General features: G+C 34.9%; 22 protein-coding genes. 16 read left to right on the top strand and 6 right to left on the bottom strand.

Translation table 11 applies throughout. The features are described 5' to 3' along the window. Positions 1-212: 212 nt before the first annotated feature. The 7 genes from ACE198_RS18580 (at position 213) to ACE198_RS18550 (ending at position 6,976) form a co-directional block, all read left to right on the top strand. The gene (locus ACE198_RS18580) at positions 213-1,211 is read left to right on the top strand and encodes a permease (protein WP_375376629.1); all 999 of its coding nucleotides are present in this window, start codon (positions 213-215) and stop codon (positions 1,209-1,211) included. A gap of 12 nt (positions 1,212-1,223) precedes the next feature. Next, entirely contained in the window at positions 1,224-2,153 is a 930-nt protein-coding gene (locus tag ACE198_RS18575) for a TIGR03943 family putative permease subunit (protein ID WP_375376628.1), read from the top strand. Positions 2,154-2,458: 305 nt separating this feature from the next. Further along, on the top strand, positions 2,459-3,328 hold the full coding sequence (locus ACE198_RS18570; protein WP_375376627.1) for a permease: 870 nt from the start codon (positions 2,459-2,461) through the stop codon (positions 3,326-3,328). Between the two features lie 13 nt (positions 3,329-3,341). Next, positions 3,342-4,238 carry a TIGR03943 family putative permease subunit gene (locus ACE198_RS18565; RefSeq protein ID WP_375376626.1) on the top strand — a complete coding sequence of 299 codons (897 nt, stop codon included), beginning with the start codon at positions 3,342-3,344 and terminating at the stop codon, positions 4,236-4,238. A 388-nt stretch (positions 4,239-4,626) separates the two neighbouring features. Continuing rightward, the gene (locus tag ACE198_RS18560; RefSeq protein ID WP_098574189.1) at positions 4,627-4,986 is read left to right on the top strand and encodes a rhodanese-like domain-containing protein; all 360 of its coding nucleotides are present in this window, start codon (positions 4,627-4,629) and stop codon (positions 4,984-4,986) included. A gap of 543 nt (positions 4,987-5,529) precedes the next feature. Further along, entirely contained in the window at positions 5,530-6,108 is a 579-nt protein-coding gene (locus tag ACE198_RS18555) for a hypothetical protein (protein ID WP_375376625.1), read from the top strand. Positions 6,109-6,277: 169 nt separating this feature from the next. Further along, a complete protein-coding gene (locus ACE198_RS18550; RefSeq protein WP_375376624.1) occupies positions 6,278-6,976 on the top strand; it encodes a YjjG family noncanonical pyrimidine nucleotidase in 699 nt (232 codons plus the stop codon). Positions 6,977-7,018: 42 nt separating this feature from the next. Here the strand turns inward: ACE198_RS18550 and ACE198_RS18545 are convergent, their stop codons facing one another. Continuing rightward, entirely contained in the window at positions 7,019-7,561 is a 543-nt protein-coding gene (locus ACE198_RS18545) for a hypothetical protein (protein WP_257148521.1), read from the bottom strand. A 236-nt stretch (positions 7,562-7,797) separates the two neighbouring features. Between ACE198_RS18545 and ACE198_RS18540 the strand changes: the two genes are divergently transcribed. From ACE198_RS18540 to ACE198_RS18525, 4 genes are all read left to right on the top strand, one after another. Further along, positions 7,798-8,286 (top strand): GNAT family N-acetyltransferase, encoded by a 489-nt coding sequence (locus tag ACE198_RS18540; protein ID WP_375376623.1) that lies wholly within the window; start codon positions 7,798-7,800, stop codon positions 8,284-8,286. Positions 8,287-8,419: 133 nt separating this feature from the next. Beyond that, a complete protein-coding gene (locus ACE198_RS18535) occupies positions 8,420-8,605 on the top strand; it encodes a hypothetical protein (protein ID WP_375376622.1) in 186 nt (61 codons plus the stop codon). Positions 8,606-8,685: 80 nt separating this feature from the next. Then, positions 8,686-9,078 (top strand): ion channel, encoded by a 393-nt coding sequence (locus ACE198_RS18530; RefSeq protein ID WP_375376621.1) that lies wholly within the window; start codon positions 8,686-8,688, stop codon positions 9,076-9,078. A 308-nt stretch (positions 9,079-9,386) separates the two neighbouring features. Continuing rightward, positions 9,387-9,995, top strand: coding sequence for a hypothetical protein (locus ACE198_RS18525; RefSeq protein ID WP_375376620.1), 609 nt, complete (start codon positions 9,387-9,389; stop codon positions 9,993-9,995). 267 nt (positions 9,996-10,262) lie between these two features. On the opposite strand, the gene ACE198_RS18520 is transcribed toward ACE198_RS18525, so the two are convergent. Then, positions 10,263-10,838, bottom strand: coding sequence for a CBO0543 family protein (locus tag ACE198_RS18520; protein WP_375376619.1), 576 nt, complete (start codon positions 10,836-10,838; stop codon positions 10,263-10,265). Between the two features lie 358 nt (positions 10,839-11,196). Here ACE198_RS18520 and ACE198_RS18515 point away from each other — a divergent pair, with 358 nt between their 5' ends. The 4 genes from ACE198_RS18515 (at position 11,197) to ACE198_RS18500 (ending at position 13,860) form a co-directional block, all read left to right on the top strand. After that, positions 11,197-11,406, top strand: a complete 210-nt coding sequence (locus ACE198_RS18515) for a hypothetical protein (protein ID WP_375376618.1) — start codon at positions 11,197-11,199, stop codon at positions 11,404-11,406. Positions 11,407-11,592: 186 nt separating this feature from the next. Further along, entirely contained in the window at positions 11,593-12,570 is a 978-nt protein-coding gene (locus ACE198_RS18510) for an NAD(P)H-dependent flavin oxidoreductase (protein WP_375376617.1), read from the top strand. Positions 12,571-12,911: 341 nt separating this feature from the next. Then, positions 12,912-13,337 (top strand): MaoC family dehydratase, encoded by a 426-nt coding sequence (locus ACE198_RS18505; RefSeq protein WP_098576937.1) that lies wholly within the window; start codon positions 12,912-12,914, stop codon positions 13,335-13,337. Between the two features lie 277 nt (positions 13,338-13,614). Continuing rightward, complete coding sequence (locus tag ACE198_RS18500; protein WP_098576934.1) at positions 13,615-13,860, top strand: hypothetical protein; 246 nt, start codon at positions 13,615-13,617, stop codon at positions 13,858-13,860. Positions 13,861-14,279: 419 nt separating this feature from the next. Here ACE198_RS18500 and ACE198_RS18495 read toward each other — a convergent pair whose 3' ends face one another. The 4 genes from ACE198_RS18495 to ACE198_RS18480 form a co-directional block, all read right to left on the bottom strand. Next, positions 14,280-14,786: a hypothetical protein gene (locus ACE198_RS18495; protein WP_375376616.1), complete on the bottom strand. Its 507-nt coding sequence runs from the start codon at positions 14,784-14,786 to the stop codon at positions 14,280-14,282. Between the two features lie 62 nt (positions 14,787-14,848). Continuing rightward, a complete protein-coding gene (locus ACE198_RS18490; RefSeq protein ID WP_375376615.1) occupies positions 14,849-15,673 on the bottom strand; it encodes an MFS transporter in 825 nt (274 codons plus the stop codon). A gap of 90 nt (positions 15,674-15,763) precedes the next feature. Next, positions 15,764-16,573 (bottom strand): TrmB family transcriptional regulator, encoded by an 810-nt coding sequence (locus ACE198_RS18485; RefSeq protein ID WP_375376614.1) that lies wholly within the window; start codon positions 16,571-16,573, stop codon positions 15,764-15,766. Between the two features lie 154 nt (positions 16,574-16,727). Continuing rightward, positions 16,728-17,198 carry a hypothetical protein gene (locus tag ACE198_RS18480; RefSeq protein ID WP_375376613.1) on the bottom strand — a complete coding sequence of 157 codons (471 nt, stop codon included), beginning with the start codon at positions 17,196-17,198 and terminating at the stop codon, positions 16,728-16,730. Positions 17,199-17,446: 248 nt separating this feature from the next. On the opposite strand from ACE198_RS18480, the gene ACE198_RS18475 reads away from it, so the two are divergent. Further along, a complete protein-coding gene (locus ACE198_RS18475) occupies positions 17,447-17,653 on the top strand; it encodes a hypothetical protein (RefSeq protein ID WP_098576924.1) in 207 nt (68 codons plus the stop codon). Positions 17,654-18,114 lie beyond the last annotated feature (461 nt).

Raw genomic sequence — 18,114 nt, 5'->3', positions numbered from 1 at the left:
AAAGTTATGTTTAATTAGGAATTATTACGATTTAAGGAGCATAATTATTTTGTATAATTCAAGATTAAAGCAATATGTAAATCGTAATTATTACGAATTAAATCTTATAACGATTATTTATTTATGTCAATCATCAAATTTTAATGAAATGAATTAACTAGAACTGCATATCCATATGATAGGAATGATAGATTTGAGGAGGTAGAATGGTTGTGAGCTTTATAAATAAGATGGTAAAAGATAGCCTCGCTTTACTATTATTTTGTTTATTCCTTTTTCTATTTCTTTTTGCGGAGGAATTAAAAAACCTTTCTTTTTTTACTAGAATCCCTAGTACGTTTTTTAATGTCAATACCATTTTTCTTAGTATTATTTTAGAAGCAATTCCATTTATTTTACTGGGTGTATTTGTATCAGCTATTATCCAATCATTTGTTTCCGAAAATGTAATCCGAAGGGTTGTGCCCTGTAATGCCTATTTAGCCCTTATACCTGCTGCTTTACTTGGAATAATCTTTCCTATATGTGAGTGTGCCATTGTTCCTGTCGTGCACAGGTTAATAAAAAAAGGTATGCCTTCACATGTAGGCGTTGTATTTATGCTTAGTGTTCCAATCTTAAACCCTGTGGTGTATGCGTCTACTTATTTTGCATTTAAAAGCACACCTTATGTAGCTAATGCAAGGATGCTTGTAGGATTTATTAGTTCCATTATTATTGGATTAATCATTTACAGACGTTTTAAAGGGGAAAATATTCTTAAAGTGCAGAAGGAAGACCATCATCACCACCACCACCAAAGAGGAAATAAACTATTAGAAACACTCTATCATGCTAGTGATGAATTATTTAATACAGGGAAGTATTTATTCATAGGTGCATTTCTTGCCAGTTTATTTCAAGCATTCTTAGACCGAAATACTCTCTTATCAATAGGGACAAGCACAACTTTTGCACCAATGGCTATGATGGGACTAGGATACGTCCTTTCAGTATGCTCTTCAGCAGATGCTTTTGTCGCATCGTCATTTGGTTCTACTTTTACAGAAGGTTCCATCCTTGCATTTCTTGTTTTCGGTCCAATGATTGATATAAAAAACATCTTAATGTTATACGGTTATTTTAAGAAAAAGTTTGTCTTATATCTACTATTGGTAACTCCTCTTGTCGTCTATTTTTCTGTTTATGTTTATCAGCTAATATTTTTATAAAAGGAGTGTCCAATGATGAGACCTAATAAAGTCCAAGATTTTTCTTTTCATCATCTTATCAGGGGAATCATTTTGATTGGATTTACGCTACTGATATTTAAATTACTTCTAACGAATAATATATCGCTTTTAATTGCACCAAAAATGATTCGATTTATTTATTTCACGCTCTTTATATGTCTTATTCTTGGAGTTCTTTTGATTATTAGAGGAACTTCAGGAAAGGATCATTCTTATCATTGTGATTGTGATGGGGATCATACTTATCCTTCCTCTTTCGGGAAAAGTGTGTTTCTTTATTTATTATTTATTATTCCTATAACCACAGGATTTCTTTTCTCAAACAATGTGCTGGGAAGCTCTGTTGCAATGAACAGAACAATTATTTTGGGAGCTAGCTCTCAACCGCCTAAACAAAATAAAACTACAAATTACATTCCAAAATTACCATCATCATCTATTTCCAATAAAACTACCACTTTAACTACCACACAAAGTGTACTTGATAATCAACCTGAGCCTTTAACTCAAAAAGAATATGATGCTTTAAAGAATAAAATATTAAATGCTAATTCCATTAATATAGACGATAGCCAGTATGTAAACATAATGAACATTATTCAAGATAATCTAAATGCGTTGATTGGAAAAACGATAACCACAAAAGGATTTGTGTATCGGGAAAAAGAATTTATGCAAAACCAGATTATTGTTGCTCGATTTGGAATCACATGTTGTGTTGCCGATGCCTCGGTATATGGAATGATGGCAAAAGGAGAGGTAGCTGTATTACCGAAGGATAAATGGGTTCAAGTAACAGGAAAAATTGAGCAGACTCAATTTAATGGGGAGACAATTCCCGTTTTAAAAATTGACCAACTTTCAAAAATTAGTGCTCCGCAGCAGCCCTATGTGTTTGATTCAGGCATCAAAATTGAATAGCCTTTTATTTATTAATGAAAAAATGATTACTCCATAAAATTAACAACACTTTTAAAGGCTTTTATTTTTATCTATTCATAAAATATTCACATTTAAGTAGTAGAATCATTTTAGGGTACGAACCATTACCTAACACAGAGAGATCCAGCCGTAATTGTGCTGGATTTTCTATTTCTAATTATTATTGGTTTCAAATAAAACATTTACATGGAAAATCAAAACATATCAAATTAGTGATAATTTTGATATGATAGAAGATGTTTTTTTAAAGAAACCAATTGTGTTTTATCACAGGAGGAATATGCATGGATCGATTATTACAATTGAATACGATCTTTATAAGTATTATCATTGAAGCATTCCCATTTATTGTCGTTGGGGCTTTTATTGCCGCACTGATAGAAGTTTTTGTTTCTGAAAATACACTGCTTAAAATTCTGCCAAAAAATAGATATTTATCTGTTGTTGCTGCTAGTTTTATGGGAGTATTATTTCCTGGATGTGAATGTGGGATTGTTCCCATCGTTTCGAGGCTCATAAAAAAGGGACTCGCTCCACATGCAGCCATTTCCTTTATGCTTTCTGGCCCAATTATCAATCCAATTGTTCTATTCGCTACATTTATTGCTTTCGGAGATAGCTGGAAGATGGTAGGGTACCGAGCAGGGTTAGCGATCGGTGTTTCTATTTTAGTTGGACTTGTATTATCTTTTGTCATAAAGGAGAATCCATTAAAGGAAAATAATGAAATACACACTCATGACCATTCTCACCAAAATACTAAACAAAAATTAATGAGTGTTTTTAATCACACCGTTAACGAATTTTTTAGTATGGGAAAATACGTAGTGCTGGGTGCACTAATTGCATCTTCTATGCAAGTTTATGTACCTACACGAATATTAACAACACTGGGCGGTACACACGTAACTGCTGTACTGGTAATGATGGCTTTAGCTTTTATCTTATCTATTTGTTCGGCAGCAGATGCTTTTGTAGCAGCATCTTTTCGTAATTTTTTTCCCCAAATTTCAGTTGTATCTTTCTTAGTGTTTGGCAATATGGTAGATATTAAAAATTTACTTATGATGTTTGGGTCTTTTAAGGCAAAATTTGCGGTTCTTTTAGTTTCATTAATTTCTTCATTTGTATTCATTGGTTCACTTCTTTTGTAAAGGATGTGGGATGATGTTTAAAGTCCTTATTTTAATACTTACTACAAACTTGTTTTTTATGCTGCATGCTACAGGAAACATTTCAAAATATATAAACATGAAATATAGCTTCTTATCTGAGAGTATGATTGTGATTTTATCCATCCTTACAGTTGGGGAAGGAATTAAATTATGGTTCTCTGGAGAAAAGAAAGAAGGACAAGATGATTGTGATTGTAGCCCTGGTCATCATGACCATGAACACCCTCATGAACACGGACATAAAAAAAAGAAACCATCTGCTGGAAAAAAGATAAAAAAGTTCTTGTCTTACACGCTTGTGCTGATTCCTGCTATTACTGGAGTGGTTTTGCCAGTGGCAACTCTTGATTCACAGCTTGTGGATGCAAAGGGGTTTTCATTTCCAACATTAGAGGACGGAAATAATCAGTACGGGACCCATCAAGTTCTAAATCCTGATATGAGTAAATTTATGAACCAAGCAGATTTTACGGATTTAGTCAGGAAAGAGTCTAAGTCCTATATTCCAAAGGATACTATTACTTTAACGGATAAAGATTATTTAGTCGGATTAGAAGTCATGTATAATTTTTCTGGGGCTTTTGCAGGGAAAACTCTTACCATGAAAGGTTTTACTTACAATGGTCCAGGAGAACAACCTAACCAGCTGTTTTTACTACGTTTTGGGCTCATTCATTGTGTCGCTGACTCTGGTGCCTTTGGAATGATGATTCAATTCCCGAAAAACGTCCACATTCCGAATGACCAATGGTATCAGGTAACAGGAACAATGGATACAGTTTATTATCCACAAATGAAAACTAAAATTCCTGTTTTAAAAGTAACAAGCTACAAAACCATTTCAAAACCGAAGGACCCTTATGTTTACAGAAACACTTTGAGTTTATAAGAATTATCTGTGCTCCATTTTTAGGACAGTTTAAAAAAAGCGCCTAAGCGGCTAATAAGTGGCCCCGGTATTGAACCGGGGCCATTTTGTTTAAGCCCTTGCGAATTTAATGTAAATACAGGAAATGGATATGTATGCGGCAGATACATGGAATCTGGACATCCCTATAAATTAGACGACAGAGCCTGGATAAATATTAAAGAATTTGATGCGGACCTATTACAAACAGTGATTAAACAGAGTATTTCATTTTTAAGGTAGTAAAACCTTGAAAAAATGCTATCTTGTATCATAAACTTGTAACAAGGATTGTTATGAGGACATTCCCGAATTGCTGTACGCTTTACTAAACAGTGATTCTGATTCAATAAATAAAGGAGTAGTTAACATGACGCTTAAAGTAATTTCGCCGAAAGCCCTTGATGAGAAACTTCAAAATAATGACCCTATCTTCCTCCTCGATGTACGTGCGGAAGAAAAATACAATGATTATCATATTACAGATCCAAATATCAAGAATCAGAATATCCCTAAGAATATCATCTTTGATCTTGAGGAAAATGGAGAAGAAGGGCTGCAATCTTTGCCCAAAAGCAGTGAGATTGTTATAACATGTACAACTGGAAATTCCGCCAGAAAATGTGCAGAAATTTTATCCAAAAAAGATTACCATGTTACATTACTTGACGGCGGGATTACCGCTTGGAAAGAATACATAGACACAAAACCAAAACACAAAGACAGGTAGAAAACACTAAGGAGAAGACAAACAAGGATAGGGCCAGATCCTCAACGTGCTATCGCCTAGCGCACTGAGGATCTGGCCCCATTTTCAGTTTATGAGATCCATCAATTATTTAATATTTGCGGCAGTGTTTCGGTGAACATCTCGACATACATAGCTACTAGCATAGTTATTGCGGGGATAGAAAGAATCACAAAGCTTACGTATGCAAGTTTCAGCCTACCCTTTGATTGGTCGACCCATTTTGTAAGGTACTCAAACAGTAATGCAAGAATGACAGATCCAATAAAAAATGATAATTTTCTTAACCACCTCACTGTTTACCTGTCCGTTCATGGCAATGTCTCCTTACTTAAAGAAAATGACTTACATTGTTTTTAGTATATTCAGACTGTTTTGTCCTAACAATAGGAATATTATTAAGCCATGCTTAAGGCACCAATCGAATGAAGAATGTTTGATAAATGTTGTTGAGCATAAAGAAAGGATCCCATCATGTAATACCAGACTTATCGTGTGATTGTCTATCATAAGGGAGGATTAACAATGTCGGAACTCAATGTTCGTTATGGTCAATTATCGGATTTAAATAGCATGATTCAATTGGACCGAAAGCTGTATCCTCAAGATTGGCAAGTTGAGCGTGCATTTGTAGAACAATTACTTGAACGAAACAAAAGAGTGTATAAAATTGTAGCGGACATTGGAGAGTTAAAAGGCTATTGCAGTTTAATCCCCTTAGATAAAAGAATGTTTGATCAATTATTGTTTGGCCAAATAGATGAATCAAGAATTTGTCATCACGCATTAGCGTACAAGAAAGGGAAAGATGTGTATATTTATTTTTCTTCTATGATAGTCGATATTCTTCATGAAGATAGGAAGAAATACAGCAGGGCATTAATACTGGAATTGCTGGATTGGATCGAAGATATTCAAGGTACTGGAGTCGTAATAAAGGAATTCGGTATGATCGCGATTACAGAAGCAGGGAATCGAATCTGTCAACGTTTGGGATTTAAAAAGGCAGGGGAAGTAAAAGAGCATGGTGAAACCTACAACGTATATAAAGGAACGGTTGAGGATGTTAGAGCAGGAATAAAGGTAAAACATTTGATGGGATGAAGGGGAGATGGCCCATTGTTCATGGTGCCTGACACCATCTAGTATTTTTATCTTTTTTTGAACTCTACTGGTACTTCAAAAGGGAAGGTTTTATGGGGTCAAAATTATGGCACCTAGCGTTTTTCTACGTTAAAATATAAACGTATGAATGGTCAAAGGGGAAATGATCTTGAAAAAATATCAAACTTTACTTTTCGATGTAGATGATACGTTATTGGACTTTGCTGCGGCTGAAGAGCTAGCCTTGAATCTGTTGTTAGAAAGTCAGAATATCTCGCCAACAAAGGAAATGGAAGAAAATTATAAAAAAATAAATCAAAGACTGTGGAGATTGTTTGAAGAAGGAGAAATTTCCCGAGACGAAGTGGTCAATACCCGTTTTTCCCTTTTATTTCAGGAATTAGGACATATGGCAGACGGTGTTTTATTAGAGAGTAATTATCGGGGCTATTTAGAGGAAGGCCACCAATTAATCAATGGAGCGTTTGAATTGGTTTCAGCACTACAGAATCATTATGAATTATATATTGTCACAAATGGTGTTTCAAAAACACAGGATAAGAGATTGCGTGATTCCGGTCTTCACCCATTATTTAAGGAGATCTTTGTCTCAGAAGATACAGGTTTCCAAAAACCAATGAAGGAATTTTTTGATTATGTGTTTGTTCGAATTCCTAATTTTTCACCAGAACAAGCTTTAATCATCGGTGATTCTCTAAGTTCTGATATTAAAGGCGGACAGCTTGCTGGAATTGATACTTGTTGGTTCAACCCGGATGCCAAACCAAACAATACTGGTATTCTTCCTACCTATGAAATTCATGATTTAAATGAACTTTATACAATTTTAAATTTGGAACAAAGATAATTTTAATAGCCGTCATGTGATTTTTCACATGACGGCCTTTTTTTATTTATTGTGGGAAGAATTGTTGAGGCTATCCATTTGTTCACCAGAGGACTCCTCAACTTCATCAATTGCTTTTTCGTCTGTGTCCATTTTTTTGTTATTCGTCTGAAACATATCTTTTGATACGATGTTAAGCTTATTAACAAAGCGATTAAACCCAAAACCTACAAAGAACGCAATGCTAATCGGTGCATAAGGGGTATCTTGATAATCCGTAAATTGAATCAAGAGTATACCGCTTTGGATAATTGTGACAGCCACGACTGCGGTACCGGTAGCAAAGATCGGATAAAAAATATACATAATCCATTTTCGATAATCGTGTAATTCGTCTTCCATATAGTGAGTACAGAACATGTATAGATGCCTAAGGGAGCCGCCAATGGCTCCAGCGAAAAAGTAATACAAGAAGATTTTGATATCAGTAATGAATGGAAGAAAATTTTCCAGTGCACCGGTGCCCAACATGCCGACCGCAAGGAAACTGCCAAAAAACAGAAGGGACAGATATGTTAAAATAACTGCTTTTAACCATCTCTTCATTCGTGACACCTCCACTTGCTGCCATCCTATGTATCTACGGTGTAAAATGCCACTGTACACTTTGATATGCAAATCGTCTTATGCTTTCTACTTGTGCGATCGGTGCAGTGATGCATTAAGAACTCCTTGTTAGAAAATTCAACAAATTTGATGTCGAAATATATTCACTATATTATAATAACGAATATTAGAAATGAGAGTTTCTAAATTTCCTTTGGAAGAGGGTATAGAAGAAAATGAAAATAAAAATCGCAATAGATACGGATATTCCTGTTGTTTACAAACTTATGTTAGAAGCGTTTGAAGAATATCGAACCCTTGATGTTCCTTCTAGTGCATTAAATGAATCATTAAAAACATTACAAGAATCATTTAAGAATAATTCCGAGAAAGCTTTACTATGCTCGATAAATGGAGTTCCAGTTGGCTCCTGTAGATTTACAATGAAAGAGGATGCTTTATATTTTTCTCGGGTATCAGTTACACCAACAGCAAGAGGTAAAGGAATTGCAAAAGCTATGTTAGTGTGGCTCGAAAAATATGCTTACGACAATTTAATTGGGAAAATGGAATGTCGTGTCCGTGTGTCATTACCCAAAAATATTAGTTTGTATAACTCCTTGGGCTATATTATATCTAAAGAGGAAGTTGTGACAAACCCAAATGGCATTTTAGTGAACACGGTTGTAATGGAAAAAACTTTGATGAACAGTGTACCTCTATAATCTATATCGCTTTTGTCATGCAATATTCGCTACGGCAGTCATATTTTCGTTGTAATGTAAAGGGGCAGAATAGCTAAATAAAGGAGGAGTTATAATAAGTTAAATAATTCCCTTGGGAAAAAGAGGTATTAAAATGACAATGAAAAATCAGTGGTTACTTAATATTGTAATGATATTACTCTCGTGGCTTACCATGCCTTTGTTAGGATGGCGGACTTTTAGGAGATTTCTTCCAGCATCAATCCGGATGGACAGACTTAATGGTGAAGTAATAGCCATTCAACGTATTGTTGAAAAATTGAAACAAGAAAATAAGTAAACGAAATAATGAATAAAGGGATGATACATATAACAGGTTTAATATGTATTACCCCTATTGAAGGTGAAAGGATTTAAAATATGATTTCATTTATTTTAACTTTAAAAAGACTTTTATCAGCCCTTAGAAAATTAGCAAAAGACTCATTATTTCGTACATTATTAGGGACATTAGCCGTTATTTTATTATCCGGAACGATTTTCTACTATCAAACTGAAGGATGGGCTTTGCTTGATTCTCTATACTTTGCCTTTATTAGCCTATTGCCGACTAGTATGGAAACAGGACTGATTCCAGAGGCAACGTTAAGTAAATGGTTTACCATGATTTATTTAGTCGTAGGTATGGGTGTGATGCTAATGATTCTAATTCGTGTTGGTTTAGCGGTCGTCAACTTTGAGGTATCAGAAGAAAAAAATAATGAACTGCAAAAACTTATAAAAAAGCAAAAGACATCTAAACAAAAAAAATAATCATTTTTGAATTAACAAAGTAACGAATACTAGCCCTTACTGTACAACCAAAGCAAGTGCTTTTTTTAGCATGAGGTTTAACTTGAAGTGGAGGAAAATACTATTATCATCATGATTGTTAACACAAAATAACCTTATAAGTAAAACCTTAATGTAACAGAATGGATCTTTTGTTACATTGGATTACTATATCAGACTGTCTAATTAATACTTTTGTGAATTATTGCTTGTTGTGTCACAAGAATACAAGCAAAAAGGACAACATGTCTATATAATATAGTATTTTAAAAGAAAGGAGATGCTTATGGTTGAGTAATAGTAAAAAAAGATCTGATTCAAAAAATTGTCCAAATTGCGAGAAGAATCCATGTTGTTGTCCAATCGGAAATACTAATCAGAATACTTTTAACCCGACAATTAACGTCAATCCTGTAATTAATATTTCATCTACACCAGTTAACGGTGAACAGGGATTGCTTACAGAATTTGATGGAAGTGTATTGCCGGGAGGTGATTTCGAACCTATTAGATTGACACCTATTACAATAGGGACAGCCACTTTGCATATAGATGATCCAAGTGATCGCGTTTTGTTACATGCAACTATTCAATCCTTAAATCGTAATAGATTTACTATATTAATCCAATTTTCTGTCTTCCGCAATGGAACTGAAATATATAGCACGACCGATAATATCCCTCCATTTGTAGAATTTATGTCAGCTACAACAACTGGTTTTTCATTTTTAGATAAAGCACCTTTAGCTGAGGCCTCTCCCTCTGGGTCAGTCCTATATGAACTTAAAACGAATAGCTTACAAAGTGAAGCATCTTTCACTGTCGGCGGTACCAAGGATACAGACTTTATCGTTTTTACTGCTTCTAAAATCAAAGCCAACAATCCAAACAACATTTAACTTGTTTGTTCCAACGTTTAAGTTAAAATAAGGCGATTGCTACGGTGCAGTCGTTTTTTTCGTGCTCAATGTTCTACTAGATGGTTGTTATTCAATTAAAGGAAAACCATTTATTATAGTGGGGAATGTAACATAATTGATATTTTCTTACAACCAGGGCAATTTCTGTCTTTGTCTTATTCCACTGGTTACATAATTTGGAATGATAAATCAGAATCATTCATTTTAGAAAATCAATAATGAAAAACATCGGAATTGGGGCTGATATTATTTAGGAGTTGTGTATTTTTTTTGAGTCCATAAAAAAACGTTGGTTATAAATTTTGCTGCTAATAATACAAAAATATAGCCAATTAAAAGATGAACATAGTTTGTATTTCCGTACATTCTAAATAACCCTAGTTCAACTAGTATCGGTTTTATAGCAAATGCAAAAATTATTGCAGTAATAAAGGAATATATGTAGTAATTTTTTTTATTATTTAATGTCCATTGATAAACAAGCATAAAAGAAACTGGGACTAGACTTGAATCTATAGCTAAACCAGGCAGATGAGGAATTAATGGAATTGGATAATTCCAGAACCCAGCATGCTTTCCGAATAAGTCCACATAAGCAAATATTATATGAATACTATAACCAAAAAAGCCAATTAAAAAAATTTTATTTTTATCAATTTTAAAAAAAAGTATGATAAGCGGACCAATCAGAAATGCTACCAAAATCCAGTATTCAACAGAAGCATACAGTTCATATTCTTTCCAATAATCAATTAAATCGTTTGTGGACATTTTCCCCATTTTTACTATTTCATCAAATTTATCAATACGGGTATTTTCCAAATTTTCCACCCTTTATAATTTACATTATTTGTGAAAATATTTTCCGCCAGATTATAAATTTTATTCATAAATTACTCTTTTTCTAAATTATTTTAGGTTTTAAAACCTTGCTACAGAGGCTTCCTATGGTATCTGTTAACGCATTTGCTTCTTCCACTAATGGGTACATTACTGGGACAACTGTAATGCTTTTCTTTTTGAAGTAACGGGGCAGTTTAATAATATATCTTCCATTTGTTTAATTGTGTACCTGCTCATGTTATAATGAGGAACTTAGGATAATTACGACTTTTACTCATAATTTGAACGGATGCCAAGAAAAGCCTCCGACTAGCGATAAAATATGGGGGTTAAGGGAATGAATAAACGATGGACGATTGGTAAAATTAAAGAATTTGTTGAGAACAATTCAGAAAGTAAGTTGCTAACGACGGAATATCACGGTTTTTCTCAAAAGTTACTGTTTAAATGTACATGTGGTAGCAACTTTGAAAAAACATTTACGAAATTTAAAAATAATAACCAACGTAAATGTGACGTGTGCCAACCGCAAAAAAAGTCACGTTAAACGTATATAACGGGTGCGTTGATCCAATTAGGATTAACGCATTTTTTATTGAACTTCTTATTGAACAAATGGGGCAGCTTAACACAACAAGTGCTTCCTTTTTAGGAGTAGTTGCAGGATTAATTATCTTTTGTGTGGAATGTTTAAACAAATACATAGCACATCTGAAAAGGAGTGGGAGAAACTATGAAAACACGAGTAACGGAGATTTTTGGAATTAAATATCCAATAGTACAAGGGGGACTTGCCTACCTTGCTTTTGCTGAACTGGCTGCTGCGGTCTCGAATGCAGGAGGTCTCGGACAGATTACTGCTGCAACACTAGGCTCAACTGAAAAACTTCGTGAGGAAATTCGTAAAGTACGCTCACTTACCAATAAGCCATTCGCCGTAAACTTTGCTATTGCAAGGCACGATGGGCAATATAAGGAATTGTTTGAGGTTGCTATTGAAGAGAAGGTACCTGCAATTTCTATAACAGGAGCAAATCCCCAACCTATTTTTGAACGTATAAAAGGAGAAAATATTAGAACGCTTGTCCTTGTTGCAGGTGTTAGACAGGCACAAAAAGCAGAACAACTCGGTGCTGATGCTGTAATGGCAGTTGGACAAGAAGGCGGTGGACATTTAGGACGAGACGATATTGGTACAATGGTACTTATTCCTCGTGTAGTCGATTCCGTATCGATTCCAGTGTTAGCGAGCGGTGGGATTGGCGACGGACGAGGTTTATTGGCAGCTTTTGCACTTGGGGCAGAAGGAATTGAAATGGGTACTCGCTTTATTGCTACTCAAGAATGCGTTCACGCAAACGAGAAATATAAGCAGGCAATTGTTAATGCGAAAGAGTCGGATACAGTAATTATAAAAAGAACAATAGGTTCACCAGGACGTGTCTTGAAAAGTGAATTTACTCTGGATATTATCGAACGTGAAAAAGAGGGAGCAACCTATGAAGACCTGCAAGATATAATTAGCGGAAAGGCTAATTGCAGGTATATCTATGATGGAAATGAAGCAGAAGGATTCGGATGGGCTGGACAGGTCATCGGTCTTATAGACAATGTTCCTACGGTTCAGGAGTTATTTGACCAAATGATTCTTACGGCAGAAAAAGGATTGAGTCGTATAGGTAATATTATCGGAGAACGAGCCCATCGATAATCTTTTACTATATTTATGGGATATTATCTAAATCGTTAATGGTTGCTGCGGCAACCATTTTTTATTATGAAATTAAAGTTTGTGAAATGATGTACATAAGCTAACGGGTGCAAGAGTTAAACAAGAGGTTGCTGTAGCAGCGTCTTTTTTTCTTATTGAACTTACTAAACAGGAAAGTTAAATAAGGTATTTACAATCACAAAGATGAATTATATATATCCCCAAAAAAGTATTCTTTTCTATTGATTTTAGAGGATTTTGAGTATTTTTTTAACTTGATATGCATTTGATGCTACCTTAATATAAACAAGTGCAAAAGTTTTTAAATAAGAGGTGTAATTATGAAGTTTGATGAGTTTACAGTTGGACAGGTGTTTGAAACTAAGTCCTTCAAAATGACAAAAGCGGATATTATGAGATTTGCAAGAGAATTTGATCCTCAATATATGCATTTAGATGAGGAAAAAGCAAAGCAGGGGAGATTTGATGGAATCATCGCTTCCGGACTACATACATTAAGCATTTCAGTAAGGCTTTGGATTGAACAAGGTATCTATGGTGATGATATCATCGCTGGAACAGGGATGAATAATATGAAATTTATAAAACCGGTGTATCCTGGTGATGAATTGTATATCATCGCCGAGGTTATCGATAAGAAAGCGACGAAGAATGAATCGGGAATCATTACTGTATTGTTATCTACTTACAACGATAAAGAAGATAAAGTATTAGAAGTACACCTGTCGGGATTGATTAAGCGATGATGTGTTGTAATTGAAAATAAGTGAAATAATCTACACAAGTCAATCGGCCGTATAAGTAAGCCGGACTATAGTTTATATGCTTTTAATGTTTGCGGCGAAAAGCCTTCAATACGTTTATCAGATTCATACGTTACCCATACTTGAGATAATAACAAGTTCATCTCTAAAAAGTAAAAAATTCTTGCAGCATATTTAGGCATAATAATTTTTATTAAGTTTTGGATAACTCCAGAAAAAATGAAAAAAATACGAAAAAAAGAAGAGTGGAGGGTTTACAATGTCTTTTTGTACTAATGAAGAGGGTAAGTTTGAAATCGATACCAATATTAATTTCCGTGAATCCATACCAAACGTTGATAAAAATTTAAATGGAGATTTTTTGACCGATGAAGCCTTCACTGTTTTTTACGATGAAAAAACAGGAGAAATCATTCCCGTGGAATATTTAAACCGTCATAGTGGATTTACCGAAGACGGTAGAACCTTAATGATCATTGATGGAATGGTATATAGTAGAAGATGAATCCCGATTCTGGAGGATTAAGATCTTGCCAAAAAAAATTATCCATTAAAATTGATACATTACAAAAAAACAATTTTAGCGTGGATGATTCGGATTATATTTGGGCTGTGGTGGATGTTTGATTTTCCTGTTCCTGTACTTAATTTACATTTCATTTTGCTTGGAACTTCTTCATAAACCAGTCATCATCATAACCCGACAGCAAGTCTGCCGGGTTATTTTTAGATGAAAAAGAGGGATTTTTATAAATTTTGCCCGAACGTAGATCCGAACTTGCCCTTGCTTATAGCTGTTCTCCTGGTCCCCGTATCTTAAAGATTTAAGTATATAAAAAAAACCTATAGATGAAACACTCTTTTTCAAGTGTCCTATCTATAGGTACCATATTAAAAGCTAGATTTTTGAATTACACTTGGCCATTAGGAACGAACCTTCCCTCTCAGCCATTTAATCAGGCTCAAGATGATAAAACCAATCATGATATACGAATACCATTGAATAGCGTGGGTAAGACCAATCCATTCTCCAATATATCCAAGTGTCACCATAGGAATGCTGATGCCTAAGTAGGTTACTACGAAAAATAATGATGTCAAATTAGTCCGCATCTCATTTGTGGAAATTTGGTTCAGATAAGCTAAGCTGCCGGCATAGCTAGGACCGTTCCCTAATCCAATCAAGACCGTTGTTAATATAAGGAAGAATAATGACTTTGTAAATAAGGTAACAACGAGAAAGATTAGCCCAATAATTAATAAAATATAGCCTATAATGATTGACCGAAAGGCAGACTGTTTTCTCAACATGATCTGATGTAAGGTGGACACGCCTAAAACTAAAGCGACCATCGTCCCGGATAAACTTAAACTCGCATGACTAGTAAAAAGTCCAAGGTATGTGGGCATCACCGATAACATTAAACTCATAATTCCCCAAGATAGAAAAGAAGTGGAGGATGCCATTAGAAAAGGCCATCGAAATTCTTTCGTCACCGAGGGAGTCGAAGAGAAGCTGCTCGGTTTGTAGGAACATTTTTTTCTAACATGAACTTTAATCCTAATATTCCAGTTGCAGCAAGTAAAATGTGTATAAGATAAGAAAATTGTAAAGGATAGGGAGCATATTTTCCAAGAAAACCAGAAATAAGTGGCCCCAAGGCATTTCCGAGCGTACCTGCTATAGCAGCAACAAATGCACTTTTCATTTTGTCTTGAAAAGGATGAAGCTCTGTCATATATGACACAGCAATTCCGTTCAGAATTCCTACGGATAACCCTTGGAAAATGCGAGCTAATATTAGTCCATTGACTCCGTCTGATACAGCAAAGCCAATGGACCCAAAGATAGAAAGCGTGACCCCAGTAAATAGCACTTTTTTCCTTCCCCACTGCTCAGAAAGCTGTGCAACCGTGATGATGGTTGGAATCACAATTAATGCATAAAGTGCATAGATAAAAGTCATGGTCCCGGAAGTAAAATTCCATTTTTCTTTATACAAAGAATAAAGAGGAGCAGGCAAGTTCGTACCAAGAAGGGTCATACACAAACAAAAAGCTACTAACCAAAATGAATACCGTCTTTGCTTAGCTATATCTACTTTTACTACTTGTGATAATGCTCCAAGTTGATCTATAAGCAAATCAAATGAATCCTCACTACCCGTTGCGGCCATATTTATTTGCGTTAAATTGGTTTTCTTGTATTTTCCCGCTTTGATTTTTTCAATATTATATCCTCTATGAACAAAAAGGTCGGATAATTGAGCCAAGACCCCCGGATGGTTCTGTACTAGAATCGATATTGTATGAATCAAATGTCACTCAACCCTTTCTCAATTGTTTTTCTATTATTATAGATGTTATTTAACTAACTACTATAAAAAAATCAAAGAAAATACGGTCCTTCATTCGAACCGTTTTCCTGTAACTACGTAATACAAATCTGGATCGTTTCTCCAATATGATTTGACTTTATCCGTTCCTATTTGTTTTGTTAACTCTCCATAGGCAATATCATGCCGGATATATTCGATTGCCACCAAAACTAGTGCAGGATCTTTTGTTTTGATTGCCCAAGCAGCAGTATTCGGGGCGAAATTAGCTATTAACACTTCTTCCATGTCGCGAGCCACAATCGTTAGTCGCCCACCCATCCGTTTTTCTGCTATTTTCGGAGCCATAAAATCATGGTGGTATGTAACCCCTAATTTAGTTTCCGGTTCTGAAAAAAGCATAGAAAACACCTTTATTCCCTCATTAGTTCGTTTTTCTATTTCTCCCTTGATGAAAGAGGCTTGTGGATTCCAAATGGACAGCCAGATTTCATGGTGTGCCTTATCAATCATGTCCACAATCTCAGCCATTACGCGTTCATCGCTATTCACACGCCAAATAACATCGGTTTCCCTTTCATTTTCCAGCGTTTTTAAATTCTTTTCTAAAAAATCAAAGGAATCTTCAAAACTTTTACGTAATCGCCGAATTAGCTCTTCGGCAGGAAGAGGAACATACTTTACAGGTTCTGAAGGAACGGTATAAATGGCACCTTTATCCAGTAACTTCCCTAACACCTCATAGATCATCGAACGAGGCACACCAGATCTCTTGCTAACCTCATATCCTGTGACAGGTGAATTTATTAGCAGATTAATATAAGCTTTGCACTCATATTGGGAAAAACCTAATTTCTGAAGCTCTTTAACAATTTCCTCCATATATGACCTTCCTTATGTAGTAGTTAGTATTATACTTACTATATTATGTGTTAGTAGAGATGTCAATTTAAGTGGGAAGAAAGGGTAGGAATATGTAGGGCTGTTTAGTGTAAAAAGAACGTTTGAAAACTAAATAAAAAGAGCCGATAAATTATCAACTCTTAACATCCAGTGCAAATGGAGGGGCATCAATACCATCTTCAAGTGCTAGACGTGCAGCTTTTACCTGGAATCTAATTAAAAGCAGTTGCTCAGTGATGTCAGGATCAGCACTTAAAAGTATAGCTGTGTAAATATATCTGATAGCATCGTTGGTTTTATCTAATGCCAGCAATGCTCGGTTGTCTGATAGTTTAATTCTTATGGGATCATTAGGATAGATAGGGTTAGGTGGAAGGATAGGATCAGTTGGCCATTGTATATTTAAAGGGGGAGCATCAATAGTATTAAAAGCATCTGACAGATTATCGATGGCATCTTGATATAAAACTGGTTTGATTGGATTGGGTGGTAAACCAAAACCTTCAAGTTGTTGAATGATAATTTTTGCACTATTAGCAAATCGAATGGCTTGTACTGTTAAAGCCAAGACAATTCTTACTGTTGCAACTAAGTTTGTTGACATTATTTTCACTCTTTTCTAATGAAGTCATAATAGTTTATGCAATCCAGACAAGACTGTAAAGGATGTTGTGTACATTTGTGTAGAATTGCGAATAAAAATTTGATTCCATATTGAGTTTTTAACTTAGTTTAAGAATTAAAACTAAAAATACATAACACTTTTACAATTTTGAGGTAGTTTTTTCCTTTAATAATAATCGAATGAAAGGTGATGATATAGAGGTATTACAATTAAAAGGAGAGGTTCTTATGACTCAAATTGATGTAAATCAACTAAATCAAGCAAAAGCAAATGTAACACTCACCCAGGAATTATTAACAAAAGCAATTGAAAAGGCAAACTCCGATCCTACACTTTCCCAGGAAGCGATTAAACAGGCATCAAACGAGATTTCGTCTGCTCTAACTGCCGTAACACAGGTACAAAAGGCATCTCAAGCCCAATCGACAGAGTGATTAAATCGTTTTTACCTGATATAACTGAATAATCCCTATGACAATGTCAGGGGATATTATTACGGGCAATAATTGCCGGTTATTCTTGGACTAACGATGCAGTTTAGTTAAAGAAGAAATGATCTTTTTTATCGCTCTATTGCATTTAATTTCATTTTTTTTCAAAGGTGCTATTGTAAAAGCCCTTATGAAAAAAAGGTTGGTTTATTAAATTCACTTAAATTTACCGTAAATGATTTAGAACGAATGTGTTTACAGAACTGGTATGCAGTATAATGCTTTTGGTGCTTATGTTAAAGAAGGGATCGCTACGGTGGTTCCTTCTTCTTATTGTACTCCCTCAGTTAAATACGATTTTCTCCCGAATGCTCGCTAATTCGCAGGATTTCATTACCGTTGGTATAGAGTTAACGATTAAATGAAATGAGTTCAGATTTTTAGGCTTCGTGAAAGCATGGGGA

Source organism: Neobacillus sp. KR4-4 (assembly GCF_042136325.1).
Taxonomy (GTDB): Bacteria; Bacillota; Bacilli; order Bacillales; family Cytobacillaceae; genus Neobacillus.
Note: the sequence above shows the minus strand (reverse complement) of the source record. Positions and strands in the feature narration are given on the sequence as shown.

Excerpts from the sequence above, each read along its gene's own strand:
- ACE198_RS18575 (WP_375376628.1), top strand. The coding sequence starts at position 1,224 with ATGATGAGACCTAATAAAGTCCAAGATTTTTCTTTTCATCATCTTATC.
- ACE198_RS18570 (WP_375376627.1), top strand. The coding sequence starts at position 2,459 with ATGGATCGATTATTACAATTGAATACGATCTTTATAAGTATTATCATT.
- ACE198_RS18565 (WP_375376626.1), top strand. The coding sequence starts at position 3,342 with ATGTTTAAAGTCCTTATTTTAATACTTACTACAAACTTGTTTTTTATG.
- ACE198_RS18560 (WP_098574189.1), top strand. The coding sequence starts at position 4,627 with ATGACGCTTAAAGTAATTTCGCCGAAAGCCCTTGATGAGAAACTTCAA.
- ACE198_RS18555 (WP_375376625.1), top strand. The coding sequence starts at position 5,530 with ATGTCGGAACTCAATGTTCGTTATGGTCAATTATCGGATTTAAATAGC.
- ACE198_RS18545 (WP_257148521.1), bottom strand. The coding sequence starts at position 7,561 with ATGAAGAGATGGTTAAAAGCAGTTATTTTAACATATCTGTCCCTTCTG.
- ACE198_RS18540 (WP_375376623.1), top strand. The coding sequence starts at position 7,798 with ATGAAAATAAAAATCGCAATAGATACGGATATTCCTGTTGTTTACAAA.
- ACE198_RS18535 (WP_375376622.1), top strand. The coding sequence starts at position 8,420 with ATGACAATGAAAAATCAGTGGTTACTTAATATTGTAATGATATTACTC.
- ACE198_RS18530 (WP_375376621.1), top strand. The coding sequence starts at position 8,686 with ATGATTTCATTTATTTTAACTTTAAAAAGACTTTTATCAGCCCTTAGA.
- ACE198_RS18515 (WP_375376618.1), top strand. The coding sequence starts at position 11,197 with ATGAATAAACGATGGACGATTGGTAAAATTAAAGAATTTGTTGAGAAC.
- ACE198_RS18510 (WP_375376617.1), top strand. The coding sequence starts at position 11,593 with ATGAAAACACGAGTAACGGAGATTTTTGGAATTAAATATCCAATAGTA.
- ACE198_RS18505 (WP_098576937.1), top strand. The coding sequence starts at position 12,912 with ATGAAGTTTGATGAGTTTACAGTTGGACAGGTGTTTGAAACTAAGTCC.
- ACE198_RS18500 (WP_098576934.1), top strand. The coding sequence starts at position 13,615 with ATGTCTTTTTGTACTAATGAAGAGGGTAAGTTTGAAATCGATACCAAT.
- ACE198_RS18495 (WP_375376616.1), bottom strand. The coding sequence starts at position 14,786 with ATGAGTTTAATGTTATCGGTGATGCCCACATACCTTGGACTTTTTACT.
- ACE198_RS18485 (WP_375376614.1), bottom strand. The coding sequence starts at position 16,573 with ATGGAGGAAATTGTTAAAGAGCTTCAGAAATTAGGTTTTTCCCAATAT.
- ACE198_RS18480 (WP_375376613.1), bottom strand. The coding sequence starts at position 17,198 with ATGTCAACAAACTTAGTTGCAACAGTAAGAATTGTCTTGGCTTTAACA.
- ACE198_RS18475 (WP_098576924.1), top strand. The coding sequence starts at position 17,447 with ATGACTCAAATTGATGTAAATCAACTAAATCAAGCAAAAGCAAATGTA.